Source organism: Brucella rhizosphaerae (genome assembly GCF_002252475.1).
GTDB lineage: Bacteria > Pseudomonadota > Alphaproteobacteria > Rhizobiales > Rhizobiaceae > Brucella > Brucella rhizosphaerae.
Genome location: NZ_NNRK01000020.1, coordinates 131,952 through 157,221 on the forward strand (window position 1 = coordinate 131,952; position 25,270 = coordinate 157,221).

Sequence of the window (25,270 nt, forward strand, 5' to 3'; positions counted from 1 at the left end):
CAGTTGCGGCGGCTTCGCGTTCATGAGTGTGCCAATAGCGCAGAGCTGACACTGTGGAGAAATCCGCAGCTCATGGAAAAAGGGCGTTCGTAACCGCTCTTTTTCTTCATTGAGGTGCGACGTTACCAGTTCACCTTGAAGCCAACATTGGCCCTGGGGCTGTAGCTGTCGGCAAAGTGGGTGAGGCCTGTATTGACCGAGCCTTCGCCATAAAGCGCATATTTGCTGTCGGCCCAGGCATAGGTACCGTCCAGACCAATGCCACCACAGGTCCGGTCATTGTCGGTGTTAAAATCAACACCCGACGGATCGTCCGTGGTTCCGCCTAAGAACTCCTGATAGAGATTGGGAATGCCATAGAGCGAAGCCTGGCTTGCACGGCCCTGATCATCTTTCCAGGCGGTGGCATATTGGGCGGCGAGTCCCAGGCGACCGACAAGGCTGTCACCATCATCGACACCAATCCGGGCATTCCACGCATCACGGAAGCTGTTGGCACTGATTGACGACCAGGAGAGCTGCGCCTGCGGGGTCAGCGACCAGTTGCCTGCAAGAGGGATCTGCTTGCATCTTTCAAGGCTCACCGCATGGCCGGTCGCCTTGCGGCCATTGGCCAGCGACTGAGTGGCGGTTGAGGAAACAAGGTCATTGTCAAACCATGTCACCTGGCCCTGACCATCGAGATAGAACCCGTCATTGCCGTATCAGGTGGCGGTGGCACCGAAGCTCCATGCATCGGTGGTGATGGTTCCATCGCCATGCATGGAGGAGACATCGCCTTTGGCATGACCATATTGGCCGGTGATGCCGACAAGCAGACGGCCCTGGTCATTCTCATAGAACTGTCCGTCGACACCGGCCTGCATCTCAAGCGTGTTGATGTCCTGTTTCATGCGCGCGGTCGAGGTGGAGGGTTCAAGTCGGTTATGCGCGCCTTCAACGCGTGCCCAGATGCCCGGCTGCTCCGCGCCTGCACCAGCACCAGCGCCGACACCGGAAGTCGCAGCGGCATCAGAAGCGATGGTCCCTGCAAAATAGCGATTGCCAACCCGCTGCTGCAATGTTGGCAGCTTGTTGAGCGCCATCATGTTCTGCTCATAGCCTTCATACACCGGTGCACCGTTACTGTAGCGTGTGCTGGGTGGTGGTGGACAGCTGTTGGTGTCCTGACAGGTCGGATCGACAGGCGGTGTATCCGGATCCGGCGCATGGCAGACCAGATACCAGTTGCCGTCATTGGCGCCCTGTGAGCCGTCCTGGGCGCCACCTTGCTGCAATGTATAGGCGAAGGCGCCGCCGACAACCGCCTGCTCGCCATCCTTGACAAGGCCACCGCTGCCATTGATGGTGCCGGAGAACAGGGTGTTGCTGTCTTGCGCAAGCGTCAGCGTTGCGGCATTGAGCGCCACGCTGCCCGCGCCTGCAAGGCCGCCGGTTGAAGTGTTGAATTGATCAAGATCAGCGGTTGCCCCAGCCTCGACATTCAAAATGCCCGAACCAAAGGCATGATCGGTCATGCCGGCCTTTGCGGTACCGGCATTCAAAATGCAAGCCTCCGGAGAAGCTGTTATCGCCCGAAAGCACCAGAGTGCCCTGACCGTGTTTCCACAGCTGACCCGCTCCCGACAGGCTTTGCGCCACTGTGACTGTGTTGGAAGTCTCAGCAATATCAAAGCCACCGCCGTGATTCCCGAGCGTGAGACTGCGCGCGGCGCTGCCAACGGCACTGCCGGTCACGTGCAGCGTGCCGCCATCCAATGTGACTGCGCCGGTTGCAAGGTCGCGCTTGGCGTCGGAGGCCACCGACAAGGTCCCTGCGATGATCCAGGTGCCTCCGGCATAATTATTGTCCTGCACGAGCGTGGTCGTGCCTGTGCCCATCTGCCGGACCGCACCTGCGCCAGAGACAGGGTTTGAAAATTCGACATTATCGGCACGATTAAAAGCCAGCATGCCGGCATGGGCGGCATCGGTTCCGGTATTGATATTGCCAGCGAGGGTGCCACTGTTGCCGCCATCGCCAAGCTGCAGCACGCCCCCGGTGATATTGGTGACGCCGGTAAAATCATCGCCGTTGCCAGTGAAGACCGTCGTTCCGGCGATCTGGTTGATCGTCCCTGCGCCCTTGATGTCCGCGTGGACGGCAACAGTATCGGTTGTGTTGAAGTTTAGGACTCCGTTGCTGCCGCCGCCATCGCGATTGAATTCAATGGTCGCGACATTGAGGACTCCGCCGGCCCTGGCTGGCGCCCCAGCGGCGCCGCCGAATTTGACGATACCCGTGGTTCCGGCTTTGTACGCTATTTCCAGTGTGTTATCGTTGATGGTGCCGCCATCATAAAGGTCCACGCTGCCGTTACCGAATTGTCCAACCCAGATGCCATGCTGCCCATTCCAGGCTGAGCCCTGGCCGGAGATTGTGACATGGCCGGTGCCGTCGCCGTCAATGATGATGCGTTGATTGGCGGTGAGCGAAGATCCAGCGCCGGAAACAATCACATCGGCAGTGGTGTTTGAATAGTTACCAACAGTAACAGAAAACGGATCGACTGAATTGAGGGTGATCCCACCACCATTGCTGATCGTCACCGTGCCAGTGCTGTTATTCTCGTTGCCAATGCGGAGGTCGGCGATCTGCAGGCTGGAGCCGGCTCCATCCACCAAGAGATCAGCGGAGCCAAAGAAGCCCTGATCGCCCACATGGACCGTATCACCTGTGCCTTTGGCACCGCCTGTGATGCTCAGTGAGCCCGCAGTCTGAAATCCAACGACGAGGGTCTGACTGGAAGAGAAGTCCCAATCGGTCGCCCCGGGCGGTGGTGTGGGTGTCACCGAGCCGGTATAGGTGATTTGTGGCTGCGCCATCGCGGGCAGGTTTGCCACGACCGGGCTTGCAAGACCAACGGCTGCAGAACACAAAAGCTGCGTGCGGCGACGCGGGAGGGGAGCTGACATTCAAGCCTCTAAGATGATCGCCTCAGCGGGCATTGTTCCGGTTGACCGCAGTCGCATGTCTGAGAAATCCACTTTTCACTACGCACTGTTACGCGCAGGTCTGAGTGTCCGTCCGGACCCTTTATTTGTATTCAGAATTAATTAGCTGCAACAGGGTTTGCAGTTGTCTCTGAGTTGTGATTCCTTAATGCATCTTTTCATGTGAGGAAGGCTCAATGCGGACGACAGAGAGCCGCGGACGCTATGATCGCAGCAAATGCGTTGTCCGAGTGACCTGACGGATGAGGAATGGACCCTTGTCGAGCCGTTGATCCCGGCGGGAAAGCGGGGTGGGGGAAAACGGACGGTTGTGTTGCGGGAGGTTGTCAACGGCCTGATGTACATCCTGTCGACAGGTTGCCAATGGCGCGCCGTACCGAAAGATCTGCCGCCCCGTAGCACGTTGTTTGGCTATTTCGATCTCTGGAATTGGGATGGCACGCTTGCTCGCATTCACGAGGAACTCTACCTGAAATGTAGGGGAAGCCATGGGCCGCGAAGCCAGTCCAACTGCAGCGGTCATCGACAGCCAAAGCGTCAAAGGCGCGGAAAAAGGGGGCGTTGTGTCGACCCGTTCGGGTATGATGCTGAGAAAAAGATCAAAGACAAGAAGCGTCATATCCTCGTTGATACGGTAGGGCTTTTGCTGCATGCGTTAGTCCATCCGGCCGACATCCAGGAGCGCGACGGCGGCGTGCTGGTCCTGAAGACGCTGTTTGGGGTTATCCTTTTTTGAAGCAGCTGTTTGCTGATGGCGGTTATCAGGGGGGCGGTCTTTGCCAAGGGTCAGAAGAAGGCCATGCCCGGCCTGACCATCGAGATCGTGAAACGGTCCGATACTGCCAAGGGCTTCGAGATATTGCCACGGCGCTAGGTCGTTGAGCCCACATTTGCGTGGCTGGGGAGATGTCGAAGACTGGCAAAGGATCTTGAGAACCTGTCGAGAAATGCACTCGCCTTTCTCGAATTGGCATCAATTCACCTCATGCTACGAAGACTTTGTTCAACATGAATAAGTTCTCGGACCGACTCTGATACGAAAATAGACAATGCAATATTAGACAGTAGAAATATAAATATTAGCGCATAGAAAGAGTGGTTATAATGCCTATTATTATAGAGGATGGTTAAGATTTTGTTAAAGAACCAATTAACGCGCTTATATCTTTCGAAGTGGCGTTCGAAAATGGCAAGTTATTGCAGGTTTGCATGCTTTAAATTCAAGACTATATAATAAAGGGAATAATAATATTTAAATCGCTTAAGTATGGTGACCAAAAGAATTGCAGCCGGCAGCTGCCGCCGCTTGAAAATACGCCGTCAATTGCAGGGCTCAACAGTGCAGGGCCCAACTGTGCAGGCAGGGGTCGGGCATGTCTAGGATGCGGCTGATTGGCCCCAAGCCATGTGTCCGGATAAGCAAGGCGACGGGTTTCACTGTGCCCGGAACCAGCAATCACGGCAGGGCAATCCGGTCGCTGATGGCGATGGAAATGGACATGAAACCGGCAATTGTCACGGGCTCTTCGGCTTTAACCACGCAAGCGCCAGCTGATAGCTGGCATGTTGGGAGGATTGCGGCAGGTGACGAAAGCGGGCAATCTCCTGAGTGCATATCGCGTTAAAGCGATGCATTTTTCAACGGATGGCCAATCGGGTTTGCGCGTCTTGCGACAGGGCTGCGCCCAAAGCTATTTCTTGCGGTCTTTTTCCAGACTCCTGCGCAGCGCTTCCATGATATCAATGACATTGCCCCCGCCTGACGGATTGGCCTGGCGCTTGCTTGCGGCATGCGGTTTCGTTTTCTTTTTCTTGGCGGCGATCATCCGCTTGAGGTTTTTCTGCACGGGATCTGTCAGCAGTTGCTCGTTCCAGTCTTCCGTCTTGTTCTTGATGAGGCTGCGCACCATGGTCAGCATTTTCTTTTCGGGCTTGTTCGCCTCGATCGCACTGAAATAGTCTTTCTCATCACGCACTTCGTCGCCGTAGCGCAGTGTCCAGAGCACAATGCCCTTGTCGCGTGGCTCGAGCAGAACGGCACGCTCGCGGCGATACATCACAAGACGCGCCAGACCGGAGACGCCGGTGCTGTCCATGGCCTCGCGAATAACTGCAAAAGCTTCCGCGCCAACCTTATCGGCGGGGGTCAGAAAATGTGGCTTGTCATACCAGATCCAGCCAATGGTGTCGCGTGGGACAAATCTGTCGATATCGATGGTTCGCGTGCTGTCCAGCGCGACGGCTTCAAGCTCGTCGTCCTCCAGGATGATATAGCCACCTTCCGCTTTCTCGAAACCTTTCGCCTGGTCCTGATCGCGCACCGGTTTCTGGCTCTGCTGATCGACGTAACGACTGATCACCCGATTTCCGGTCTTCTCGTTGAGCGTGTGAAAGCGCACGCGTTCGCTGTCACTGGTGGCCGGTCGCAGTTCAACTGCACAGGTGACGAGCGAGAGTTTGAGATAGCCTTTCCAAAACGCACTGGGCACCGTTTTATCCCTTTCGATTGCAGGCCCGATTGCAGGCCCGATTGCAGGATTGAACTCGCCAATCGTGGCTTGGTTCCGCAGCGTCGCATAACCGGGAACCCGGCCGGGCGCTCTGCGTTGATGGCTGCAGGCTTTCGCTGCGCTAACGCTAAGAGGTGCCACTTGCTTGACCGATTGAACGCTTCTGCTGCAGAAAAGCCCGCACCGGTGCTTGAGCGCGACCTGCACTATGTCAGCGACAGTGAGCCCGGCATTCAACGCCTGCGCTGCGGTGCGGGTTTCCGTTATAAGGGCGTTGGCGCAGGCCGCGTCTCTGCCGGCGACATTGAGCGCATCAAGGCGCTGGCCATTCCGCCCGCCTGGCAGGATGTCTGGATCTGCGCGCATCCCAACGGCCATATTCAGGCAACGGGCAGGGATCTGCGTGGGCGCAAACAATACCGCTATCATTCCGAATGGTCAGCAATGCAGGGCGAGACGAAGTTCTCCAGTCTGGGTGATTTCGCAACCGTGTTGAGCAGCTTGCGCCGGCAGGTCGAGGCCGATATGCGGCGGCGCTCATTGTGTCGTGAAAAAGTGACTGCGACGATTGTCTGGCTGATGGACCGGTTGCTTGTGCGCGTCGGCAGCCCCGACTATGCGCGCTCCAACAAGAGCTTTGGCGTGACGACCCTGCGCAACCGTCATCTAAAAAATGATGGCAACAACTTGCGGCTGATCTTCAAGGGAAAATCCGGAAAGGACTGGAACCTGAAGATTTCCGACAGACGGATCGCCACAATCATTCGCTCGTTGCAGGAACTCCCAGGTCAGCACCTGTTCCAGTATGTCTGTGATGAAGGGAAACGCCATGCGATCACCTCGCAGGATATCAATGACTATCTGCGGGATGTGACGAAGGCTGATTTCACGTCAAAGCATTTCCGGACCTGGGCAGCGACGGCCTCGGCTGTGAAGGGATTGTCAGCCTTGCCGCGTCCCGAAGGTGCGGCAGCGTCGAAACGGGTGTTGAACGCGGAAATCGACAGAATCGCGCAACGGCTTTGCAACACACGCGTCGTCTGCAGACGCTCCTATATTCATCCGTTGGTTTTTGAGCAATGGGAGCAGGATCAACTGACAGCAATGGTGCAAGCGGCCTCCCGCCTGCGTGTTGTCGCACCACTGCTTGATCAGGATGAGCGGATCGCCTTGAAATGGCTGCGCCATGTGGGCACAACAACCCGAGCCAATGACTGTTGAGGCGCCGTCTTCGTCAAAAAATAAGACACCGGGCGCGCGGGGCGTTGCACCGCTGCCCCGCTTCATTCAGCCGATGCTTTATGGTTTGCGCAGGACGCCATCCCCTCCTTCCAGCGTGAGAGGCGAAATGGTGCTCAGCCCGGCGAGGATCAGCTTTCCGCTTTGAACCGCTTGGCCTCCTCGAGCAATTTTTCGCGGTCACGGCCAAATTTTTCGATCAGCGCTTTGGCCTGAAGCGGTGACAGATCGGAGTTTTTCGCCAGAAACTTGATATCTTCATCCTGGGTGAGGGGATCGGTGTGGTGGGACGTCATGCGTTTTCCTGCTCCGGTTATAAGATCGTTACGCCAGGCCACGACTGTCAAGGCGATCGTGCCTGGAGCTTGATTCTTTCGCAACCCTTGATAGGGTAAACCAAGCGGCTGCAAAGGCTCGTAGAAGGATAAACGCGCGCGTTGCGGATTGTTCCGTCAGGCTTTCGGGCACGCCTGCGGACTGCGGCTTGCACGCAGTTTGCCGGTGCCGACGTGCTGCGGCTAGAGAAAGGCGAACAGTGCTGCGTCGCGATCTTCCCCGCCACCGATCGCCTTGGCGAGAATTTCCGCAGCGATCTTGCTGAAGGTGATGCCGTTGCCACCATAGCCCATCGCAGCATAGACATTTGGATGGCCATCGATGGCCCCGATCATCGGCGTACCCGTGGGCGTCGAGCCGAAGGCCGCCGACCATTGATAAGCGGGCTTGCGTATGTCACAGCCGATCAATGCGCTAATTTTGCCGGCAATTGTCTGGCTTTTCCCCGCGGCTTTTTGTGGGTCCTCAAACGCGTCCTCAGAGGCTTCATCCTCGCCACCGGCGATCAGTCTGCCATCGCTGGCCGTGCGAAAATAAAGATAGGGATCGGACGCCTCCCAGACCAGATAATCACGCAGCCAGGCGGGTGTGGGCTGTTGCTTGGTACCTGCGATCGCCCAGGTCGAGATGATCTGATGATTCTTATGCGCCAGCGCTTTGAGGAATTGATAGCCGGTGCAGAACACGACAGCGCCGGCGCTTATCACCGCGCCTTGCGCGGTGGCGAGAGCGATCTGATCGTTGAGACTGAGAAAATCGGTGATTTCCGTGTCGCGAATGATTTCGATACCGCCTTTCACGCAGTGCCGCAACAAACCTGCGGTCAATTGGGCGGGATTGGCGGAGGCCGACATATCGCTTTCAATCGCAGCCGTCCGCTCGATCGCAAAGCGTTGCTTCAATGTGTGGGCGTCGAGAAGTTCCGCACGAAGGCCAATCGCCTGCCGCGCTTCGACTTCTTCCTTGAGCGCGCGTGCGCCATACTCGTCACCGGCCAGATAGAGGGCCTTTTTGCGCTGCATGCTACAATTTATATCAAGCTCTCCTGTCAGCTTGATCAAGGCATCGACACTGTCGGCCGAGCGTTGCCAGATGCGCTCGGCGGCTTTCGCTGTCAAAAGCTTCTTGAGCTTGAACAGTGGAACATCTATCTCATGCTGCAGCATCGCGGTGCTGGCCATTGTGCTGCCAAACACCGGTCGCCGACGATCGAGGATCGCGATTTTCCGTTTGCCGTCCATCAGCGCCTGGGCGATCAGCGCGCCACTGATGCCGGCACCCACCACGATGACATCGTAATGCCGGTGCGCGGGCTTTTGTCGGGTGGTCAGGGTGATTTTCGGGGTTGTTTCCCAATAGGGCCGGGACTGCCGCAATTGTCGCTTCTGCGTTACTGCCTGTTGCGTCAAGTTGATGTTCCTTCGCGCGAAATTCTCGGTTTTTAAACGCGCGTCGGAGCAATTGGTTCGATCGGCTGACCCGTCGTGTCGGAATTGTCGCTTTCGCGATCAAAGCTCGATCAAAGGTGCTGCGGGCTGTTCCGGCAGCACAGGCTTGCCGGAACAGATGATGCTGGTTTAACCCTGTTACGTCTTGGCCGCTTGCGCAAATCGCGGGTCAAAGGTCTGCTCGAAGCTGATCTTTGAATCGGCGAGTTCGGGATCAAGCGCCTTGAGCATGTTCATCATGCTGTCAAAACCATCGGCTGCGATGATGCCTTTTTCGGAATACATGGCGCGCGATTTCTCAAATCCGGTCTTATAGAGGGCGCGGTCACCCAGCAGGTATTCCTCCGGCACGGCGTCGGCCACATCATCAGCGGATGCCTGGTGGATCCAGTTCAGCGATTTGACAAAGGCATTGACCACGCGCTGGGTGGTGACGGGGTTGGCGTCGATGAAGCTTTGCTGGACATAGGTGATGGCGGCGGCGGGGTGTGCCACCGAACAAGGCGCGGGTTCCCGCTTCCGTGCGGGTATCGAGAAGGATGGTGATATCACCGTCGACCTCCAGACGGGTAATGACTGGATCGAGGTGCACAAGGGCAGCGATTTCACCCTTTTTGACGGCTGCTACAGCGCTGGCGCCGCCGCCAACACCGATAATGGATGCATCATCCGCTGAGAGGCCGTTCTTGATCAATGCATATTGCAGGAACAGCGAGGTTGACGACCCCGGTGCCGTCACCCCGACATTCTGGCCTTTGAGGTCGGCAATGGTTTTGATCTCGCCTGCGAGGTCCTTGCGCACCGCGATGCAGATCCCGGGAAACTGACCAAGTTCGCAGATCGCCTTGATATCCTGACCGCGATTTTGCATGCGGATGGTGTGTTCATAGGCCCCGCTGACCACGTCGACCGAGCCGACCAAAGCCTGCAGTGATTTTGCACCGCCGCCAAAATCATTGACGGTGACCGAGCGCGGCATCGTAACCTTAAGTTTCCGTAAGTTTGTGCGATTATAGAATTGGTTATGACCGACAGCCGCGCCTCGCTTTATCACCGCCATCGTTTTCCGGCCGAGATTATTGCTGAAGCGGTTTGGCTGTATTTCCGTTTTCCACTGAGCTTTCGCATGGTTGAAGACATGCTAGCTTACCGCGGCATTATTGTTACCCATAAGACGGTGCGGGAATAGGCGGAGAAGTTTGGTCGGGACTATGCCAATCAGATCCGTTGCCGCACGCCGCGCCTTGGCGGTAAATGGCACCTTGATGAGGTTTCATTACCATCAAAGGTGAGCGGCATATTTTGTGGCGGGCTGTCGATCAGGACGGCTTTGTCCTTGATATTTTGGTACAGAAACGCCGTGATACCCAGGCTGCCAAGCGTTTCATGCGTAAATTACTAAGCAAGTCAGGGTGTTTCTCCCCGTGTCATGGTCACAGACAAGCTTGGCTCTTATGGTGCCGCCAAGCGGGAGATTGGTCTCACTCAATGTGATCACCGTCAGCATAAGAGTTTGAACAATCGGGCAGAGAATTCCCACCAGCCTATACGGCGACGCGAGCGGATGATGAAGCGGTTCAAATCAGCGCGCCATTTGCAAAAGTTTGCGTCCATACACGATCCAATTTACAATCTTCATCACTTTCCCCGCTCCAACCACCGCTTTCTCCGCCAGTCTGCCATGCAGACCTGGCGTGAAATAGCATGCTTGAAATCCCCATGATATCAGTATCATAGATACAGCTGTGTTCGCGCATAGGTTAAAGTTACATTGCCTACTCGGGTATTGGCTTGGATAACATCGTCTTAGCCTTTTCAATCCGCAACTGAGTTAAGAAAGGGCAGCACACGACTGCCCCTTTCATTCAGGAGTTCTTATGACTCTGCCGGCCGACCTTGCTGCAGACGTTCCACATGTCCTTCGGTCTGTTCCCGGTGTTTTTCGAACGCGCTCTTCAGCTTCTCATCATTGGCCGCGCGGGACATCTTGGGAAGAGTTTTCAGGATTTTGCGCTCCGCATAATAAATGTCCTCGAGATTGCGTTGTTTGGTGCTGGCCATTGCAGGCCTCCTATAGTTCCGAAACTGTCAATGTCGTTCGGCTGAAAATCCCGACGACGGAACACCTAACCCGCCAGCGACCGTTTTGTTTCGCCCATTGGGCAAAATCAAAACGTCAGGGCTGCGTGGGAGAGCCGGCCGTTTGGGTGGGGCTCTCCGGCGAAACGTCCCCCTTGTCGGAAGTGATGAACAGGCTGCCCAACCCCTGCAGCGCCACGGCGAACATCACGACGGCAAGCCATTTCAAAGTGGTCATCGTTACGTCCCGTCAGGATTTCGACTTGTGCTCGGGCTTGCCCTTCTGCTTGGTGGAGGCCATCTTCTCGAGTTCCTTTTCGCTCATGGATTTGGCCATTTCCTTGGACGCCCCACGCAGTTCGCTTTTCGATTTGTCTCCGCGCTTCGCGGCCAAAGCCGCGCCGGCAGCCTGTTGCTGTGCTTTGGATTTTGCAGGCATCTTCACCTCCTGGGATGGTCAGTTCTGTTCGGTACCACGGCTTTCCCGCCGCAGTTCACGCGCGCTGGGGTTGGCCAGATCATTCGGGCGCTTGCTGTTGGGGCTGTCGAAATCGAAGTCCTGTTGCGGGTTGTCCGGCTGTGGCGGGCGCGGGTTGCCCGGCGCGTTCGGCTGCTCATGCGTCGGCCGTGCCTGATGATCGCGCGGTTCGTGCTGGGATGGTTCGCCCGCCCCGACGCGATCCCTGTCGAAAAAGGGCAGTTTGATCCTTGCGGCATCGTAGAACATGATGATTCCTCCAGTTGGGTGCCATGACGGCTGAAACGTGCTTCCGAACCGGCTTGCGAGCGGTTTGTTCCCTCAAGGCAACGAAACCAGCCGATGTCGCGGACAGGGTAAAAGGAACATGGGCAGCCTTCGGCAGTTATCGAAGCTCGCAAGAGAGGAATTTTGATATGGCCCCGACAAAGAAGTGGTCAGCCGAAGTGACCGAGCAAAGCGATGCGCTGGACCTCGAGCCGCAAGTGTTCGAGCAGGACGATCCGAAGAAAATTGCCGCTTCCCTGAAACGCTCAGCCGACAAGAGCCACAAACGCAAGGCAGAGCCGTTCCGTTCGGCCATGTCCATGCTGACCTTCTATATCAACCGCGCCGGCAAGAATTTGCCGGAGAAGCGCAAGCAGGTACTGGAAGCAGCCAAGGATGAACTGCGCAAGGCTTATGGCAGGCCGGATCACGCTTGACACCCGCTGAAGGGAGAAATCGAATGAAAATCCATATCGAAGAATGGGGAGCGGCGTTGCCGTTCGTCCTGCTCGCAGACTCCGAGCTGCCCTCCGACCCACCGGAAATACCCGAAAAGGAGCCGGAAGGTATTCCCGTCCAGCCGCCTGAAACCATTCCGCAACCGGACAAGGGGCCATTCAGCCCCGACGAACCGGAACAGATACCGCCGCTTCCCATACCCGAACATCCTTCGCCCGGCCCGGCAAGTCCGGACCAGCCGACAATGCAGCAAGCAGTGGGGTGAAGGAACGGCCGTTCAGTTGGGCACGTCATCCGTCGTCGCCCTTTCGTTCCGCATGCTGAGGCTCACTCTGCGCATCGGAAAGGTTCTTGCGGTCGGGATCGGACAGCCTGTGCCCAGCAGCGTCGCGCTTTTTTGCCGGGTTATCAACGGCAGGTTCATAGCCGTGAGGCCTGTTTTCCGGCGGGCCTTCCCATTTCGGTTTCTGGTCCGTGGTGCCGACTTTCGGGTCGTGTTTCATGAGAGCCTCAATTCGTTGGAACTGGTGGCCCAACTTTTCAAACCGTGGATTGTTTCGTTGGACGAAACGGGAAGGGCGACCGAAAAACCAACCAGATTGCCGCAACAAGGTTTTGCGGAACAATTGGTCTGCCTCGTGGTTGGAACAGGGAGGCTAAAATGATGAAAGCAGTTTCACCGGATAAAAGCATTGGCGCTCGTGCAAGGGGCGCAATCCAACGGGGTGAGACCGGCGACAAGGTTCCCGGTTTTGATCCTGCGGCAGCGCCGATGGAGACGGATGCGGAGGCAGGTGGCAATTCCCAGCCTACCCGTGTCAACACTGTGGCGACTGAGGACAGCAACGCTTCCAGCCATGCTTCCGGCTTGCGTGCGTGGGCATCCGAGAAAAAGGCGCTACCCGCCAGAGGAAAAGCAAAGATGCGGGAAGGCCCGGCCTATCTCGTCTGGTGGTTCATCATCGCAATGGTCGTCATTGGTTATTTCGCAATTTCATGGGTATGGTGATGAATATGCAATCGAAACCTGAGCGGGACAGACGGGACCAGTCTTCGTCGCGAACACTCGGATATTTTTCGCGCTTCGCTTTGGCCACGCTGGCGGTTCTGCTGCTTCTCTTCCTTGGGTGGAGCCTGACTGGCGGTGGGTCCGTATCGGAAAAACAGGGCATACAGACACTGCCCGCGACGGGTTCGGTCGATCAGCCCGCAATCCAGCAGCCGGGTGAAAACGAACGGCCACAAACCGGTACGGGCGGGGACCAGCCGAGCAACCCGCCAGAAGATCAGAAATGAGGTTGACCATGAACGAGAAAACCACCACCCCGCTGACGGACGATGAAGAAGTAAAGTTTCTCGCCGAGAACTCCGATATTTCGCCGCTTCAGGCCCGCCAGTTGATTGAGTGTTTTGGCAGAGACCGGCAAAAACTGCTGGAAGAAGCGAAGAAATTCAAAGCGGAAGGATAAAACATGGCTCAGATCACACGGGACCACGACAAAATCCGCCGGTGGGGCGGAAGACCGCAACGGACGTCCGGCAGTGGTGGATACGGGTAATGACGTCGGTATATTGCGCATCGACTTCGCGGAGAAAGACGAGAATCTGGAAGAGATCAACTGGGATGATTTCTTCGCCATCTTCGATGATCGTAATCTGGCTTTCCTCTATGAAGACGCGGGCGACAGCCGCTTCAACAAGTTTGTTGATGCGGACAAGAATGCCTAAGGGAGCGTGTCGTTGGGCGAGGGCTGACGCATCAGGAAGGACCGTCCGAATCCGGCAGAATGTTCAGGTTCGCGGCAATGGGCGCTTCTGCGTGGCGGTCTTGATAGCGTTTGTGGGCAAGCCGCGATGCCAGTTCAGCAATGTAGTTCAGATCTCTCAGGCCGTTCTGGTAAAGCATGATGATCGCGGACGAAAGATCGGCTGCAGCATACTCCCGGTCGCTCTCCTCAAGAATGATCGCGGCATGGGAAAAGCAGTTGCGCATGAAGGTCACTTCTTCCGGCTTGTAGATACGGCTCGCTTCGTTAAAGAGCGGCATGGAATACTCCTTTCGAAAACTCAGCAATACGCTTCCTGATTATTTAAGATAGGCACGTTTGATCACTTCATGTTTCGATAATGCTCTGGATCACGGCAGGCGACCGCTGCCGTCTTCGGGATGACGTTCGAGATTCTGGCGGTTGAGGCAGTCGAGGACCCGCTGCGCCTCGTCCTCGTTCAATGCGATCTGCAACCGCCCTTCGAACGTGACCGGATTGCCCTTGAAGGCATCGATCACGGACCAGGTGCCGTCGCCTCTTCTCTGAAGTTTGTAACCATTTTCTATCATGACTTTCTCCCCTTCTTCGCGGTCCAGATTCCTGCTGTGAAATCGCCTGGCCATTTGAATTGATGGAGTGAGTCTTCATATGCAAATTCGATAGAGCCTTCATCAATGAATTTTCCGCATGCGCGGTGCCCATTGCTTCCGGCTTGCCCACGTCGTGAACACCGCGATGGACCAGCTGTTCCACCATCTGGTCACGAGTTTTCTCAAAATTTCTCATTGTCGCTCTCTCGGGTTCATATGGGACCCAAACCATTCTCGGTAGATATTAGCGCTAAGGCCAGAGAAACAGAAATAACGAGAAACCTGTCCAAATGGTTCCGATGAACGATCCATAATCGGGCGTGACATCAGCATTATGATACAGCATTTTTCATGAGATAGGCCGAATGCTTATTACGAGCAGGACCGCCCAAAAAAGCCATATAAGTATCAATTTTAGCTCGGATGTTCGCGTTAAGCGAGGGGAGAATCTTGACTGGAAATCAGAAAATCTCACATCTTGGCAATTACTTCTTTTGACTAACTGCAAAACGCGTCACCAAAAAATATTGAGTATTGTGACTGATCATTTAGATCATTATCTTGCTAATGCAAAACTACTGATTGTATGAACGGGTTGGCGCAACTCTATCAGGTCGGCAATAACCAGTGCCATTCCAGGACCAATCCCAAATCCGTGGCCACTCATTCCTGTTGCGATTGTTAAGCCGCCAATCGGCGCGTGATCAACCACTGGCAAAGCATCAGGCATTGTATCGATCATACCTGCCCAGCTCCTTATAATACGGGGCACTTCTGTTTGAGGGAACATCTTTGTGAACTGTTTGAGCACACGGTCGAGTTCTCTCTGGTTCGGCTTGGGATTGAGTATCCGACACCGTTCAAATGGGGTCTCATCGTTCTGTGACCAGTTTCTTGCCGTTTGCCATGCGTCCGGATAATTCTGCGGAGCAGCAAGTTTAAATCGCGTGCTGGTAAAGTCTTCGCGTAATTGCGGTATATAGGCGCAAAAGTTTCTAAAGGCGTCTGGTCCTATGAAGAAGTCATGTGTGGACCATGGCGTCAATGTGTATCCACCATCGGCGCGCCGACGAAACGCTATCTGGTCATCCCCGGCAGCGCCATCGTGCAACGAGTTCATTGGTGCTGTTTGCATCACGGAAGAAAGGACAGCAAGCTGCGGAATACGTATGTCATGCCGTTTCAGGAACAGTGTGCTCCAGGCGCCAGCCGCGACGAGCACGCGCTCGCATCTAACGTAGCCTTTTTCGGTCACAACGCCCTGCACCTGGTTGCTGGTGACATCCAATGTCCGGACCGCACAGTTTTCGCGTATAAGAACGCCATCTTCTGCTGCAACCTGAGCAATTGTTGGAACGGTCAGGAATGGCTCTGCCATTGCATCTGAGGGCGTGGTCATCCCTCCTAGCCAGGCCGTACTGTCCGGAACCATAGCTCTGACTTCACGCTGAGACAGCATACGCGTATCGATGCCATGGGCGCGCGCACCATCAAGCCATTGAGTGAATTCTTCAAGCTTTTTTTGATTGCGTGCCAGATAGGTGATGCCATTCTGACGGAAACCGATTTTTTCGCGAATTCTCTTGTTAAGACCTTTCCATAGATGAATTGCGTTCATCATGATCGGCAACTCTGCGTAATCACGTCCCTGTTGACGAATCCAGCCCCAGTTGCGGCTTGATTGCTCGCCCGCGATCCTCCCTTTTTCACAAACAAGGACTTTTAATCCCCGTTTTCGAAGTTCCCAGGCTGTCATAACGCCGATTATGCCGCCACCAATGATAGTGACATCGACAGCCTCGGGGAGAGAGCCGTCGAACTGCGCTGGATTATTCATACTGATTGGGAATTCGGACATTTAAGTATCAAAATCTCTTGGGACTATAAGGAGCCAGATCGATCGCTGGCGTTTGTTCGCTAATGAGCTCATTGACGAGTTTGGCTGTTATTGCAGAAAGGGTGACCCCTAAATGTCCGTGGCCAAAAGCGTAAATGACATTCCGGCATTTTGCCGATCTGCCAATGACGGGCAGTGTGTCAGGGGTCGATGGACGGTGTCCCATCCATTCAGTGACGGGTTTCCATGACTTGAGAGCCGGCACGACTCCAATTGCTTCTGGTAGCAGACTGCGAATGCGTTTGTAATTTGGCTGCGCTCTAAGGCCTGCGAGTTCATCGCCGCTCACCAGGCGCAAACCGTCATGCATTGGTGATAGAACAAACCCCTTGCCGGGTAAGACCACCGGTCCGCGTAGCAATGTCTCCGATCCTGGACCAAAACTGATGTGGTATCCGCGTTCGCTCTCAAGTGAGACACGATCACCGAGCTGTTTGGTCAGTGCGGTGGACCATGCACCCGATGCGATGACGATACGATCAAAGCGCTTGTTCTGGGATTCTGATTTCAGCAACACATCGTGTTCTGACGGTTGAACCGAGGTAATATTGTCACGAATAAATGTCGCACCAAACCTTAGAGCCGTTTCCAGATAAATCTGAGCGAGCTTCTGCGGAAAGCGCACATTACCAGCATTTGGTTGGTAGAGACCTTTGTAACAGAATGCCGGATCAAGTGCAGGTTCAAGGTCCAGAAGTGCTGAACGATCAAGAACTTTGTGAGCCACACCATGACGATTCATAAGCCGACGCTCAAGAGCGGAGCCTTCGAAATCTTTGCTGTCACTATAGACTTTCAGCCAGCCTTCTTGCGTGAGCATGTCGCTTGCTGAGGCAATTGCAGTAAGTTCCCGATGCGCTATTAGCGCTTCTGAAACAAGCGGATGCATTGCTGCAGCAATTTGGTCGACAGACTTCGTTGTACCAGCTGTGATAAAGCGTCTTATCCACGGCAATGCTGCGATCGTATGATGAAGTCGCAAGACTGCAGGTGAATTGCGGTTGAACATATAGCTGGGCAAAGACCTGATAACCGTGGGTGTCGCTGTCGGTGTTATTGACCCTGTGACAATGGCTCCCGCATTACCATAGGATGTTCCGGTGCCGGGTTCTTCATTGCAGAATATAGTGACACTATAGCCAGCTTTGCTAAGAGCAAGGGCCGTGCTGCAGCCAACAATGCCAGCGCCAATGATGGCAACAGAAAGCCGATCGCCGCTTTTTTGACGATGCTCCATGATAATCAATCTATCTTAATTGCGTGACTAACTGGGTCGCGTCAGTGGTGGAGAACCTTACTCAGGAAGTCGCGTGTGCGCTCATTCTGAGGGTTTCTAAAGAAGTTTTCTGGCTCACCGCTTTCAAGGATTGCCCCACGATCCATGAAGACAACACGATCAGCAACGCTTCTGGCGAAGCCCATTTCATGGGTGACAACCATCATCGTCATGCCTTCTTTGGCGAGACTAACCATAACATCGAGCACTTCATTGATCATCTCCGGATCCAGTGCCGAGGTGGGTTCATCAAACAACATAATTCTTGGCTGCATACAGAGAGAACGTGCAATAGCCACACGCTGCTGCTGACCACCAGACAACTGGTTTGGGTAATTGTTCATACGATCAGCGAGGCCAACTTTAGCCAGCAGTTCTTTGCCCCGCTTTTCCGCCTCAGCTTTTGATAATCCCCGCACATGAACAGGTGCAAGTGTGACATTCTCCAGCGCAGTCTTATGGGGGTAGAGGTTGAATTGCTGGAAAACAAAGCCAACTTCCATTCGCAATTCACGCAAGGCTGCATTCTTCGCGCTGAGATCAATACCATCAACGATCAGTTTGCCTGATTGGAAGGCTTCCAATCCATTAACGCATCGGATCAGTGTGCTTTTACCAGAACCGGAAGGGCCGCAAACCACGACGACTTCGCCTTTGCTGACTGTCAGATCAATATTGTTAAGCACGTGAAGCGCGCTGCCGAACCATTTGTTCAGACCTTGAAATTCAATCATTAGACCTGTCCAGTTACAAAATAGGGGACTGTGTGCCGCGCTCTATACGGCGCGAGAGATAAATCATCGGATAGCAGACGATAAAGTAGCCGATGCCGACCACGCCAAAGACCAGCAGACCGTTGGGGATGTTTTGAACAATCATCCATCCTGAGCGTGTTAGATCCATAATTCCGATGGCCGAAACAACAGATGAATCTTTCACCAGCAGAATGAACTGTCCCACCAGCGATGGTCTTACGATGCGTAATGCCTGTGGCATGACAATTAATCGAAGCTGTTGTGAATAGGTGAAACCTGATGCAATCGCCGCTTCTGTCTGCCCACGTGGAACAGCTTTGATGCCGGAGGCAATAATTTCGCCGATAAAGCAGGCTGACAGGTTGGAAAGCGCGATCACTCCAGCATTAAAAGCTGACAGCTCGATGCCGATTGATGGCAAAATGAAGAAACAGATGAAGACCTGTACCAGAAACGGCGTACCGCGAAACAGATCAATATAGAGCCCTGTTATGCCCGAAAGCCATCGATTGCCGCTCGCGCGAAGCACACCAAATATCAGGCCCACAATGACGCCTATGATCAGAGAGAGCAGGGATAGCGAAACGGTCATTCCAAGGCCCTTCAAAAGAATGGGCCAGAAATTCCATAAGCGTTCGACTTGAAACCAAAACATATGCTTTCCCTGTTATCTTTCCGGCATACGGTTGAACCGCGACCATGTCTCGGCGAGTGCCTTGAGGAGATAATAGATCAACAGAAATCCAGCCGCAGTCACAGCAAAGCCTTCGACAGGCATGAAGCGATCAAGCGCGATTTGCTGCCCGACACGGGTGAGCTCAACAACGGAAATCAACGAAAGAAGCGAGGAGTCTTTTACCAGCACGATTGCCTGACCAATCATTGGCGAAATTGTTGGTCGGACCGCTTGAGGCAGGACGACAAGCCTCATCCGTTGCAGATAGGTAAAGCCGGAGCTTAAAGCAGCTTCAAACTGTCCGCGCGGAATAGAAAGAATGCCTGAGCGAATAATCTCAGCCACATAAGCTCCGGAGTTCAGTGAAAGAGCTATAATGCCAATCACCATTTCAGGAAGGAGTATGCCAAGACGTGGCAGGCCAAAATACAGGAAGTAGAGTTGCGCAAGCAAAGGCGTGGCACGGATGAGGTCGATATAGGCAATGCCAATTCTGCGCAGCCAGCGCACAGGCTGAATGCTTAAAGCACAAGCGACGATGCCGATAATCAATGCACCGGTAAAGCCTGCAGCGGACAACATCAATGTATTCAGAAAACCCTGCCAGAGTTCAGGCAGATATTCCAATATGACTCTTATGTTTAGATTGCCAAACATGGTTCACCGGTAACACTCGGATTTTGATCGAAGGTGCAGGATGAAATGTTCCTGCACCTTCATTGATATTAGTGATCAGCCTGCCACTTGTTCGAATTAACCCAGTAATCGAGGTTTTCTTTTAAGCGACCATCAAGCTTGATGTTGTCAAGGAACAGGTTTGTCCAGATCATCAGATCCTGCGAGCCGTATCTGACGGCATAGGCAAGAGGTTCTGAGCTGAGCATTTCAGAAAATACTTCAAACGTACCTTCTGGATAGTTCTGAACCTGTGCAGCAACAGCTGTGTTATCATTCACCCCACACTGGGTCTGACCGGATGCAACCGCATCGAGAACCACTGTTCCACCACCCTTGAACGCCTTGACGGTGGCTTCAGGGAAAAACTTAGGCATGTTCTTTTCTGCAGTTGATCCGAGAATGACAGCAATAGTCGTTCCTGGCTTTTTGCAGTCTTCAACGCTCTTAAAGTCACCACTAGCAGCAGTGAAAGCGACTGAACCGACGTGAATCCATGGCTGGGTAAAAGCTACCTTCGTTGCGCGGCTCATGGTGGCTGTCATATCGGCTGCCAGAATGTCAGCTTTGCCTGAAAGAAGCGCCGGAATGAGGCCATCCCAATCGAAATCAAGATATGTAACCTTAACACCCATTTCCTTTGCCATAAGCTCGGTCAGGTCAATTGCGCTTCCTGCGCGGTTGCCATTCTTGTCCATAAAGGAATAAGGAGGGCCCTGTGTCTGAACAGCGACGCGCAACTCGCCACGGGCAATAATATCGTCAAGCGTTCCGGCATAAGCAGGTGTGGTCTGCGCCGCAGTTCCCATCAGCGCAATAAACATAGCTGACGCCATAAGCGCATTGATTTTTTTCATCATTTCTTGAGTTCTCCCTCATTTTGGCAACAGTAGTCCGTGTCCGCGCAAGGCGGCCAATTAGAATGGTCATTTTGTTGTTAGGTTAAGGAGCGGGTTTGTCGCTCTCTTCATCTTCCCATACGCCGCGTGGCAAACTCAGCCACTTGTTATGGGCTTTCATGACAACAAAAGTTTCGCTGCCCTGAATGACGCCGGGTTCAGCCAGGCCGGGGAGCAGTTCGCTCGTTACCCGGTATAGTTCTTCCATATCGCCTTCAAACAGCACTTCGCACAGAAGGTCGTACCGGCCAGTTACGATGCTGACCGACGTCACAAATGGCAGCTCGGACATCTTCCCGGCAATTTCATTCAGGCGCCCCTGCCCATTGGCATGAATACCTAAAATCGCCACTATAAGCTCAGGACGCTCCGAAACATTAACAACGCCCGCAATCCGGAAAAGCTTATTTTCGATCAAGTTTTTGAGGCGCGCGCGGATCGTCGGCGGGCTAAGTTCCAGACGTTCAGCAATCTGATTAGCACCATCGCGTGCATCATCTGACAGAAGCTTAACAAGCTTCCGATCAATTTTATCTAAAAGTGCACGCATTCCGTTGCCCCTTATTATTTTTATGAGGCATTGATATTTCAATATCGCGCATCTCGTCAACCTAAATTTTCCATTCGAAAAAAATGAAGGGCGGTATTTTGCGTTTCGAGTATTCAGCCGGTGTGCACCCATCTTTACTCATCGAACTCCACATTGCTATGGAATGTAGTGGAAAGCTCGCAAGGTGAATGCAACTGTCGGAATTCGCCCAAGCTCGCTACCCGTACATTGAGTGCAGAAATCACCGGCCGGTACAGTTTTGCCGTTAGCCGCCTGCCAAGGATGTCAGATGCGAATTCACAACAGCTCTATTAACGTTTGGGGTTGATATTGACAAAAATGGTCGTTTTTGACCTCTTCAAATCCTTTTAATGAAGGGGTGAGCGGCCCACTTTGAAGCAGCAGATGCCATCAGCGCGACTGGCCAAAGGATCACCTCACTTGAGTTTTGCTTGGTGAAGCTCCGTGCAATTTTGGACCTCCTGATTATTTTTTTGATCCAAATGTGCTACATTGCAGGCTGAAGGATGTTGCCAGACCGCGCTGTACTGCTGCCGCGATCACTTGCTATCTGCTGATTTTCTTTGGAGCGCGCTTACCTGTAACGGGGGCGTGCGCGAGGACTCGTCATTCTCATTCGTCATGCACGCAACTCTGAGTCTTAGAAAATAATCGCAATGTTGTACGTGCCACAGCCTGTACTGTGCGTCCAGTATTGTCTGTCCGACATCAACGCCCATGAGACCAAATTGTATTAATTGAGAAGAGAGGGTTTTCGGCTCATCATAGCTTTATCAAAGGACGCAAAGATGAGACAGAAACCCGTTCCCCAAACGTCTTCTGCGGAGAAGACGATCAAAGATATCCGTCGTGCCACGCGTAAACATTATTCGGCCGAGGATAAAATCCGTATTGTTCTGGAAGGTCTGCGCGGGGAAGACAGCATTGCTGCGATCTGCCGCCGCGAAGGGATTGCAGAGAGCCTGTATTATAGCTGGTCGAAGGAATTCCTTGAAGCTGGCAAGAAGCGCCTTGCAGGCGACACCGCCCGTTCTGCCACCAGCGACGAAGTAAAAGCGCTGCGTCGTGAAAGCCGTGACCTGAAGGAGGCATTAGCCGACGTCACCCTGGAAAACCGCCTGCTCAAAAAAAGCATGATCGGGGATGGGGGCGACGACGAATGAGATATCCCGCCACCGAAAAGCTTGAGATCATCCGGCTTGTGGAGCAGTCGCATTTGTCAGCCAGGCAAACTCTCGACAAGCTGGGCATTCCAAGGCCGACCTTCTATCGATGGTATAGTCGGTTCCTTGCCCACGGTGTCGAAGGACTGGAAGAGCGGACGTCCGCAGCTTCGCGGGTGTGGAATCGTATCCCTGACGATATCCGGGATCGCATCATCGCACTGGCGCTCGATCATGCCGACCTGTCACCGCGTGAACTGGCGGTGAAGTTCACTGATACGGAAAGTTATTTTGTATCAGAGGCTTCGGTCTATCGCTTACTCAAGGCTCACGACCTGATCACGTCGCCAGCCTATATTGTCATCAAGGCCAATGACGAGTTCAAGGACAAGACCACGAGGCCGAACGAGATGTGGCAAACCGACTTCACCTACCTGAAGGTCATCGGCTGGGGATGGTTTTACCTATCGACCATCCTCGACGATTATTCCCGTTACATCATCGCCTGGAAGCTGTGCACCAGCATGAAGGTGGATGACGTCACCGATACACTCGATCTTGCATTGGCCGCCTCAGGCTGTGACAAGGTCAAGGTTGAGCACCGGCCGCGTCTGCTGTCGGACAACGGTTCGTGTTACGTCGCCTCCGATCTCGGCGAATGGCTGGAGAAATACAAGATCGACCAGGTTCACGGCGCTCCCGGCCACCCGCAGACGCAAGGGAAAATCGAACGCTGGCACCAGACGCTGAAGAACCGCATCCTGCTTGAAAACTACTTCTTCAAGGAGGACCTCGAAGCCCAGATTGCAGCCTTCGTCGAGCATTACAATCATCGCCGTTACCATGAGAGCCTCGACAATCTCACTCCCGCCGACGTCTACTTCGGACGCGCACAGACCATCCTGCTCGAACGCGAAAGGATCAAACGAGACACCATCTGAAAACGCCGCTTGAACCACCAGGCCAAAGCCGCTTAAATCAAACCCCAAACCGAGCCGGAAACTCCAATCTTCAAAAACACAAATAGTCTCAAATCATTCGACGACGGACACCTTAAAGCTAAATATTAATCGAATGAATGCGCCCTTTTGCAACTAACTACATGCAAGAGGGCGCATAATACTATTTATTTAACACCTCGGGTCTGATAGCGCTCTCTTAAATTCCCAACAGCTTGTTGCATTGTTGATCATGATGCAGTCCAAGTGCCTGGAGTAAGAGATGGCTGCCGATACAATGCTGAAAAATATGGTGCGTGCCCTTCCTGTTTTTGCAGGTATGGAACCGCCAGCTTTCGATAAGCTGCTCGAGCAAGCCACACACAGATCAGTTCCGCAAGGCCGCACGGTTTTCCAGCAGGGCGAACAGGCCAAGCTGTTCTATATTCTGGTGCATGGTCGTCTGAAAGTAACCCAGGTCACTGCTGACGGACAGCAACTCATCGTTCGGGTGGTCAATCCCGGCGATCTGTTTGGCTTTGCGCTTGTGCTGGGACGCAAGGATTATCCCGGCACGCCTCTTGCACTGGTCGATAGCAGCGTTCTTGCATGGCCGATGGAGCTAATGACCGAATTTATGGCACGTCACCCGACGCTAGCCGTGAAGACCATGCAGATGATCGGTAGTCGTCTCGACGCTGCCCATTCGCGTATTCGCGAAATTTCGACACAGGAAGTCGAGCAGCGCGTTGCTCATGCGATCATCCGGCTTGCTGATGAAGCGGGTGTAAAAGAAGATAGCGGTATCCGCATCGATTTTCCCGTCTCGCGGCAGGACATTGCAGAATTGACCGGAACTACTTTGCACACAGTTTCGCGCATCATCAGCCAATGGCAGGGCAAAGGCTGGGTCGAAGGTGGCCGAAAATCCCTGATCGTGCGTGATCTGAGGCGCCTCAAGCACATTGCTGAAAGCGATATGTGAGTCTTATTCTCCACTATTTAAATCTATTTGATCTCAATCAAAGATATGAGTCTCGAGCCGTTCTAAATCTACATCAGCCTGGCGAATGGGCATCGTTGTGAAGTCGTCCAAGCCAGCTATGGAGATCAAACAGATGCGTAAATTTGCAATTTCGTTCGCCGCGGCAACTCTCAGCCTAATGATGGTGGCCCCCGTCATGGCTGAAAATATCGAAGTCCACATGCTTAATAAGGGCGCAGAAGGCGCAATGGTTTTCGAGCCTTCTTATATCAAGGCAAATCCCGGCGACACGATAACATTCATCCCTACTGATAAGGGGCACAATGTTGAGTCGATCAAAGGAATGATCCCAGAAGGCGTTGATGCTTTCAAAAGCAAGGTCAACGAAAATTACGTACTGACCGTCACAGAACCCGGCGCTTATTTCGTCAAATGCACACCGCATTATGCAATGGGTATGGTTGCACTGCTCGTTGTTGGCGACAATCCAGCAAATCTTGAAGGGATCGTTGCAGCCAAGAAGCCAAAGCCTGTGCAGGCAAGACTAGAGAAGGCAATTGCCAGCGCTCAGTAACAGACGGCTCTAAATTGCAGAAAACCGGTCAGGTGACGAGGATATTATGGCAATACAGGAAGGTCTGCTTGCTGCCCCCGCAGCTAAGCCCTCCGAACGGCGCGGCGCGATAGCGCGCGGTTTCAAAAAAACCGGACCGGCAATTTTTAGTGTCATTAAGCATGGAATAAGGACCCCATTTGAGGGGTTATCGGCATCCAAACGGGGGTCTGACTCAATCTTGATGATGTTTTAGATTCCACTGGGCTGGTTTTTCACGGAGAACCAGCGCCATGCGAGCCCAGTTTCGGCTTTCCGATCTGATCCCAGCCGAGCTGACCGTCAAGTCAGTGCACCACACATCCGATGCGATCGTCATCGCCGCATACGGTCAGTCCCCAGGTTGCAAGTGTCCCGAATGCGGTACGACCTCCCATCGCGTTCATAGCCGCTATCCTCGGATGATCGCCGATCTGCCGTGTGCGGGCCGAAGGATCGAATTGCATCTGACGGTCCGACGCTTCGTCTGCAATGTCGTCCATTGTCGCCGAAAGATTTTCGCCGAACGTTTCGGTGATGGCGTGATCCGACCGATGGCCCGCCGCACGGCACGCCTAGAGACCTTAGTTTACCATCTAGGGTGTTGTCACGTTAACTGGGCTACAGTTGCCTGCCTGACGGTTTGGGCGTAAATTTTGGCGATGCAGACATCA

The 25,270-nt window shown here is 53.9% G+C and carries 32 protein-coding genes and 4 pseudogenes; 15 read left to right on the plus strand and 21 right to left on the minus strand.

The window, feature by feature from the left end; all coding sequences use genetic code 11:
• Positions 1–122: 122 nt before the first annotated feature.
• Both CEV32_RS05185 and CEV32_RS05190 read right to left on the minus strand, forming a co-directional pair.
• Positions 123–1,517: pseudogene (locus tag CEV32_RS05185) on the minus strand (autotransporter family protein).
• Entirely contained in the window at positions 1,459–2,955 is a 1,497-nt protein-coding gene (locus tag CEV32_RS05190) for an autotransporter-associated beta strand repeat-containing protein (RefSeq protein ID WP_094574799.1), read from the minus strand. Before CEV32_RS05190 ends, CEV32_RS05185 begins: the two are co-directional and overlap by 59 nt.
• A 256-nt stretch (positions 2,956–3,211) precedes the next feature.
• Here CEV32_RS05190 and CEV32_RS05195 point away from each other — a divergent pair, with 256 nt between their 5' ends.
• From CEV32_RS05195 to CEV32_RS23355, 3 genes are all read left to right on the plus strand, one after another.
• Complete coding sequence (locus CEV32_RS05195; protein ID WP_235818723.1) at positions 3,212–3,730, plus strand: IS5 family transposase; 519 nt, start codon at positions 3,212–3,214, stop codon at positions 3,728–3,730.
• Between the two features lie 15 nt (positions 3,731–3,745).
• The gene (locus tag CEV32_RS23970; RefSeq protein WP_268876667.1) at positions 3,746–3,868 is read left to right on the plus strand and encodes a hypothetical protein; all 123 of its coding nucleotides are present in this window, start codon (positions 3,746–3,748) and stop codon (positions 3,866–3,868) included.
• A 499-nt stretch (positions 3,869–4,367) separates the two neighbouring features.
• Positions 4,368–4,619, plus strand: coding sequence for a hypothetical protein (locus CEV32_RS23355; protein WP_143128792.1), 252 nt, complete (start codon positions 4,368–4,370; stop codon positions 4,617–4,619).
• Between the two features lie 66 nt (positions 4,620–4,685).
• Here the strand turns inward: CEV32_RS23355 and ku are convergent, their stop codons facing one another.
• Positions 4,686–5,483 carry a non-homologous end joining protein Ku gene (ku, locus tag CEV32_RS05200; RefSeq protein WP_094574872.1) on the minus strand — a complete coding sequence of 266 codons (798 nt, stop codon included), beginning with the start codon at positions 5,481–5,483 and terminating at the stop codon, positions 4,686–4,688.
• A gap of 162 nt (positions 5,484–5,645) precedes the next feature.
• Here ku and CEV32_RS05205 point away from each other — a divergent pair, with 162 nt between their 5' ends.
• Positions 5,646–6,725 carry a DNA topoisomerase IB gene (locus CEV32_RS05205; RefSeq protein WP_094574801.1) on the plus strand — a complete coding sequence of 360 codons (1,080 nt, stop codon included), beginning with the start codon at positions 5,646–5,648 and terminating at the stop codon, positions 6,723–6,725.
• A 149-nt stretch (positions 6,726–6,874) separates the two neighbouring features.
• Here the strand turns inward: CEV32_RS05205 and CEV32_RS23600 are convergent, their stop codons facing one another.
• The 3 genes and pseudogenes from CEV32_RS23600 to CEV32_RS05215 form a co-directional block, all read right to left on the minus strand.
• Positions 6,875–7,039, minus strand: coding sequence for a hypothetical protein (locus tag CEV32_RS23600; RefSeq protein ID WP_164844759.1), 165 nt, complete (start codon positions 7,037–7,039; stop codon positions 6,875–6,877).
• Between the two features lie 222 nt (positions 7,040–7,261).
• On the minus strand, positions 7,262–8,488 hold the full coding sequence (locus CEV32_RS05210; RefSeq protein WP_094574803.1) for an NAD(P)/FAD-dependent oxidoreductase: 1,227 nt from the start codon (positions 8,486–8,488) through the stop codon (positions 7,262–7,264).
• A gap of 177 nt (positions 8,489–8,665) precedes the next feature.
• Positions 8,666–9,491: pseudogene (locus CEV32_RS05215) on the minus strand (ABC transporter substrate-binding protein); the annotation flags it as partial.
• A 60-nt stretch (positions 9,492–9,551) separates the two neighbouring features.
• Between CEV32_RS05215 and CEV32_RS05220 the strand changes: the two are divergent.
• Positions 9,552–10,250 (plus strand): annotated as a pseudogene (locus tag CEV32_RS05220) (IS6 family transposase).
• 173 nt (positions 10,251–10,423) lie between these two features.
• Here CEV32_RS05220 and CEV32_RS05225 read toward each other — a convergent pair.
• The 4 genes and pseudogenes from CEV32_RS05225 to CEV32_RS05235 form a co-directional block, all read right to left on the minus strand.
• A pseudogene (locus tag CEV32_RS05225) lies at positions 10,424–10,588 on the minus strand (YciE/YciF ferroxidase family protein); the annotation flags it as partial.
• 115 nt (positions 10,589–10,703) lie between these two features.
• Positions 10,704–10,844 carry a hypothetical protein gene (locus tag CEV32_RS23605; protein ID WP_167382741.1) on the minus strand — a complete coding sequence of 47 codons (141 nt, stop codon included), beginning with the start codon at positions 10,842–10,844 and terminating at the stop codon, positions 10,704–10,706.
• Between the two features lie 12 nt (positions 10,845–10,856).
• Complete coding sequence (locus CEV32_RS05230; protein ID WP_094574805.1) at positions 10,857–11,045, minus strand: DUF3008 family protein; 189 nt, start codon at positions 11,043–11,045, stop codon at positions 10,857–10,859.
• A gap of 18 nt (positions 11,046–11,063) precedes the next feature.
• Positions 11,064–11,333 carry a hypothetical protein gene (locus tag CEV32_RS05235; RefSeq protein ID WP_094574807.1) on the minus strand — a complete coding sequence of 90 codons (270 nt, stop codon included), beginning with the start codon at positions 11,331–11,333 and terminating at the stop codon, positions 11,064–11,066.
• A 167-nt stretch (positions 11,334–11,500) separates the two neighbouring features.
• Between CEV32_RS05235 and CEV32_RS05240 the strand changes: the two genes are divergently transcribed.
• Both CEV32_RS05240 and CEV32_RS05245 read left to right on the plus strand, forming a co-directional pair.
• Positions 11,501–11,788: a DUF3175 domain-containing protein gene (locus CEV32_RS05240; protein WP_094574809.1), complete on the plus strand. Its 288-nt coding sequence runs from the start codon at positions 11,501–11,503 to the stop codon at positions 11,786–11,788.
• 23 nt (positions 11,789–11,811) lie between these two features.
• Positions 11,812–12,075 (plus strand): chitin-binding protein, encoded by a 264-nt coding sequence (locus CEV32_RS05245; protein WP_094574811.1) that lies wholly within the window; start codon positions 11,812–11,814, stop codon positions 12,073–12,075.
• 25 nt (positions 12,076–12,100) lie between these two features.
• Here the strand turns inward: CEV32_RS05245 and CEV32_RS24080 are convergent, their stop codons facing one another.
• The gene (locus CEV32_RS24080; RefSeq protein WP_374883438.1) at positions 12,101–12,436 is read right to left on the minus strand and encodes a hypothetical protein; all 336 of its coding nucleotides are present in this window, start codon (positions 12,434–12,436) and stop codon (positions 12,101–12,103) included.
• 38 nt (positions 12,437–12,474) lie between these two features.
• On the opposite strand from CEV32_RS24080, the gene CEV32_RS05255 reads away from it, so the two are divergent.
• From CEV32_RS05255 to CEV32_RS05265, 4 genes are all read left to right on the plus strand, one after another.
• A complete protein-coding gene (locus CEV32_RS05255; protein WP_094574874.1) occupies positions 12,475–12,819 on the plus strand; it encodes a hypothetical protein in 345 nt (114 codons plus the stop codon).
• Positions 12,820–12,824: 5 nt separating this feature from the next.
• Complete coding sequence (locus CEV32_RS05260) at positions 12,825–13,106, plus strand: hypothetical protein (RefSeq protein WP_235818724.1); 282 nt, start codon at positions 12,825–12,827, stop codon at positions 13,104–13,106.
• 8 nt (positions 13,107–13,114) lie between these two features.
• Positions 13,115–13,279 (plus strand): hypothetical protein, encoded by a 165-nt coding sequence (locus tag CEV32_RS23610; RefSeq protein ID WP_164844756.1) that lies wholly within the window; start codon positions 13,115–13,117, stop codon positions 13,277–13,279.
• Between the two features lie 73 nt (positions 13,280–13,352).
• Positions 13,353–13,538: a hypothetical protein gene (locus CEV32_RS05265; RefSeq protein WP_328587911.1), complete on the plus strand. Its 186-nt coding sequence runs from the start codon at positions 13,353–13,355 to the stop codon at positions 13,536–13,538.
• Between the two features lie 31 nt (positions 13,539–13,569).
• Here CEV32_RS05265 and CEV32_RS05270 read toward each other — a convergent pair whose 3' ends face one another.
• From CEV32_RS05270 to CEV32_RS05315, 9 genes are all read right to left on the minus strand, one after another.
• The gene (locus CEV32_RS05270; protein WP_094574817.1) at positions 13,570–13,857 is read right to left on the minus strand and encodes a hypothetical protein; all 288 of its coding nucleotides are present in this window, start codon (positions 13,855–13,857) and stop codon (positions 13,570–13,572) included.
• A 90-nt stretch (positions 13,858–13,947) separates the two neighbouring features.
• Complete coding sequence (locus tag CEV32_RS05275) at positions 13,948–14,148, minus strand: hypothetical protein (protein WP_094574821.1); 201 nt, start codon at positions 14,146–14,148, stop codon at positions 13,948–13,950.
• Positions 14,149–14,725: 577 nt separating this feature from the next.
• Positions 14,726–16,027 carry an NAD(P)/FAD-dependent oxidoreductase gene (locus tag CEV32_RS05285; protein ID WP_094574823.1) on the minus strand — a complete coding sequence of 434 codons (1,302 nt, stop codon included), beginning with the start codon at positions 16,025–16,027 and terminating at the stop codon, positions 14,726–14,728.
• 7 nt (positions 16,028–16,034) lie between these two features.
• Complete coding sequence (locus tag CEV32_RS05290) at positions 16,035–17,303, minus strand: NAD(P)/FAD-dependent oxidoreductase (RefSeq protein WP_094574825.1); 1,269 nt, start codon at positions 17,301–17,303, stop codon at positions 16,035–16,037.
• A 41-nt stretch (positions 17,304–17,344) separates the two neighbouring features.
• Positions 17,345–18,076 carry an amino acid ABC transporter ATP-binding protein gene (locus CEV32_RS05295; RefSeq protein ID WP_094574827.1) on the minus strand — a complete coding sequence of 244 codons (732 nt, stop codon included), beginning with the start codon at positions 18,074–18,076 and terminating at the stop codon, positions 17,345–17,347.
• A gap of 13 nt (positions 18,077–18,089) precedes the next feature.
• Positions 18,090–18,752, minus strand: a complete 663-nt coding sequence (locus tag CEV32_RS05300; RefSeq protein ID WP_094574829.1) for an amino acid ABC transporter permease — start codon at positions 18,750–18,752, stop codon at positions 18,090–18,092.
• A 12-nt stretch (positions 18,753–18,764) separates the two neighbouring features.
• On the minus strand, positions 18,765–19,400 hold the full coding sequence (locus CEV32_RS05305) for an amino acid ABC transporter permease (RefSeq protein ID WP_235818725.1): 636 nt from the start codon (positions 19,398–19,400) through the stop codon (positions 18,765–18,767).
• A gap of 98 nt (positions 19,401–19,498) precedes the next feature.
• Positions 19,499–20,308 carry an ABC transporter substrate-binding protein gene (locus tag CEV32_RS05310; RefSeq protein WP_235818726.1) on the minus strand — a complete coding sequence of 270 codons (810 nt, stop codon included), beginning with the start codon at positions 20,306–20,308 and terminating at the stop codon, positions 19,499–19,501.
• A gap of 82 nt (positions 20,309–20,390) precedes the next feature.
• A complete protein-coding gene (locus CEV32_RS05315; RefSeq protein ID WP_094574835.1) occupies positions 20,391–20,897 on the minus strand; it encodes an Lrp/AsnC family transcriptional regulator in 507 nt (168 codons plus the stop codon).
• Between the two features lie 809 nt (positions 20,898–21,706).
• Between CEV32_RS05315 and CEV32_RS05320 the strand changes: the two genes are divergently transcribed.
• From CEV32_RS05320 to CEV32_RS05330, 3 genes are all read left to right on the plus strand, one after another.
• Positions 21,707–23,022, plus strand: a protein-coding gene (locus tag CEV32_RS05320; RefSeq protein WP_094574837.1) for an IS3 family transposase whose coding sequence is annotated in 2 segments (ribosomal slippage) — positions 21,707–22,043 and positions 22,043–23,022 — 1,317 coding nt in all. Because the reading frame shifts where the segments join, the coding sequence is not laid out codon by codon here.
• Positions 23,023–23,302: 280 nt separating this feature from the next.
• The gene (locus CEV32_RS05325) at positions 23,303–24,004 is read left to right on the plus strand and encodes a Crp/Fnr family transcriptional regulator (RefSeq protein ID WP_024899699.1); all 702 of its coding nucleotides are present in this window, start codon (positions 23,303–23,305) and stop codon (positions 24,002–24,004) included.
• Positions 24,005–24,137: 133 nt separating this feature from the next.
• Positions 24,138–24,578: a pseudoazurin gene (locus tag CEV32_RS05330; protein ID WP_024899698.1), complete on the plus strand. Its 441-nt coding sequence runs from the start codon at positions 24,138–24,140 to the stop codon at positions 24,576–24,578.
• 326 nt (positions 24,579–24,904) lie between these two features.
• Here the strand turns inward: CEV32_RS05330 and CEV32_RS23885 are convergent, their stop codons facing one another.
• Positions 24,905–25,099 carry a hypothetical protein gene (locus CEV32_RS23885; RefSeq protein ID WP_235818727.1) on the minus strand — a complete coding sequence of 65 codons (195 nt, stop codon included), beginning with the start codon at positions 25,097–25,099 and terminating at the stop codon, positions 24,905–24,907.
• Between CEV32_RS23885 and CEV32_RS24085 the strand changes: the two genes are divergently transcribed.
• A complete protein-coding gene (locus CEV32_RS24085; protein ID WP_374883434.1) occupies positions 25,019–25,249 on the plus strand; it encodes a hypothetical protein in 231 nt (76 codons plus the stop codon). The two genes, CEV32_RS23885 and CEV32_RS24085, sit on opposite strands and share 81 nt — an antisense overlap.
• Positions 25,250–25,270: the final 21 nt, after the last annotated feature.

What these genes read in the sequence shown, in the direction of transcription:
- CEV32_RS23355 (WP_143128792.1), top strand. Translation starts at nt 4,368, where the DNA reads ATGTCTAGGATGCGGCTGATTGGCCCCAAGCCATGTGTCCGGATAAGC.
- CEV32_RS05245 (WP_094574811.1), top strand. Translation starts at nt 11,812, where the DNA reads ATGAAAATCCATATCGAAGAATGGGGAGCGGCGTTGCCGTTCGTCCTG.
- CEV32_RS23610 (WP_164844756.1), top strand. Translation starts at nt 13,115, where the DNA reads ATGAACGAGAAAACCACCACCCCGCTGACGGACGATGAAGAAGTAAAG.
- CEV32_RS05255 (WP_094574874.1), top strand. Translation starts at nt 12,475, where the DNA reads ATGAAAGCAGTTTCACCGGATAAAAGCATTGGCGCTCGTGCAAGGGGC.
- CEV32_RS23885 (WP_235818727.1), bottom strand. Translation starts at nt 25,099, where the DNA reads ATGGACGACATTGCAGACGAAGCGTCGGACCGTCAGATGCAATTCGAT.
- CEV32_RS05285 (WP_094574823.1), bottom strand. Translation starts at nt 16,027, where the DNA reads ATGTCCGAATTCCCAATCAGTATGAATAATCCAGCGCAGTTCGACGGC.
- CEV32_RS05315 (WP_094574835.1), bottom strand. Translation starts at nt 20,897, where the DNA reads ATGCGTGCACTTTTAGATAAAATTGATCGGAAGCTTGTTAAGCTTCTG.
- CEV32_RS05190 (WP_094574799.1), bottom strand. Translation starts at nt 2,955, where the DNA reads ATGTCAGCTCCCCTCCCGCGTCGCCGCACGCAGCTTTTGTGTTCTGCA.
- CEV32_RS05235 (WP_094574807.1), bottom strand. Translation starts at nt 11,333, where the DNA reads ATGTTCTACGATGCCGCAAGGATCAAACTGCCCTTTTTCGACAGGGAT.
- CEV32_RS05310 (WP_235818726.1), bottom strand. Translation starts at nt 20,308, where the DNA reads ATGATGAAAAAAATCAATGCGCTTATGGCGTCAGCTATGTTTATTGCG.
- CEV32_RS23970 (WP_268876667.1), top strand. Translation starts at nt 3,746, where the DNA reads ATGGCGGTTATCAGGGGGGCGGTCTTTGCCAAGGGTCAGAAGAAGGCC.
- CEV32_RS05260 (WP_235818724.1), top strand. Translation starts at nt 12,825, where the DNA reads ATGCAATCGAAACCTGAGCGGGACAGACGGGACCAGTCTTCGTCGCGA.
- CEV32_RS24085 (WP_374883434.1), top strand. Translation starts at nt 25,019, where the DNA reads ATGATCGCCGATCTGCCGTGTGCGGGCCGAAGGATCGAATTGCATCTG.
- CEV32_RS05270 (WP_094574817.1), bottom strand. Translation starts at nt 13,857, where the DNA reads ATGCCGCTCTTTAACGAAGCGAGCCGTATCTACAAGCCGGAAGAAGTG.
- CEV32_RS05230 (WP_094574805.1), bottom strand. Translation starts at nt 11,045, where the DNA reads ATGCCTGCAAAATCCAAAGCACAGCAACAGGCTGCCGGCGCGGCTTTG.
- CEV32_RS05300 (WP_094574829.1), bottom strand. Translation starts at nt 18,752, where the DNA reads ATGTTTTGGTTTCAAGTCGAACGCTTATGGAATTTCTGGCCCATTCTT.
- CEV32_RS05325 (WP_024899699.1), top strand. Translation starts at nt 23,303, where the DNA reads ATGGCTGCCGATACAATGCTGAAAAATATGGTGCGTGCCCTTCCTGTT.
- CEV32_RS05330 (WP_024899698.1), top strand. Translation starts at nt 24,138, where the DNA reads ATGCGTAAATTTGCAATTTCGTTCGCCGCGGCAACTCTCAGCCTAATG.
- CEV32_RS05295 (WP_094574827.1), bottom strand. Translation starts at nt 18,076, where the DNA reads ATGATTGAATTTCAAGGTCTGAACAAATGGTTCGGCAGCGCGCTTCAC.
- CEV32_RS05240 (WP_094574809.1), top strand. Translation starts at nt 11,501, where the DNA reads ATGGCCCCGACAAAGAAGTGGTCAGCCGAAGTGACCGAGCAAAGCGAT.
- CEV32_RS05275 (WP_094574821.1), bottom strand. Translation starts at nt 14,148, where the DNA reads ATGATAGAAAATGGTTACAAACTTCAGAGAAGAGGCGACGGCACCTGG.
- CEV32_RS05290 (WP_094574825.1), bottom strand. Translation starts at nt 17,303, where the DNA reads ATGGAGCATCGTCAAAAAAGCGGCGATCGGCTTTCTGTTGCCATCATT.
- CEV32_RS05195 (WP_235818723.1), top strand. Translation starts at nt 3,212, where the DNA reads ATGCGTTGTCCGAGTGACCTGACGGATGAGGAATGGACCCTTGTCGAG.
- CEV32_RS23605 (WP_167382741.1), bottom strand. Translation starts at nt 10,844, where the DNA reads ATGACCACTTTGAAATGGCTTGCCGTCGTGATGTTCGCCGTGGCGCTG.
- CEV32_RS23600 (WP_164844759.1), bottom strand. Translation starts at nt 7,039, where the DNA reads ATGACGTCCCACCACACCGATCCCCTCACCCAGGATGAAGATATCAAG.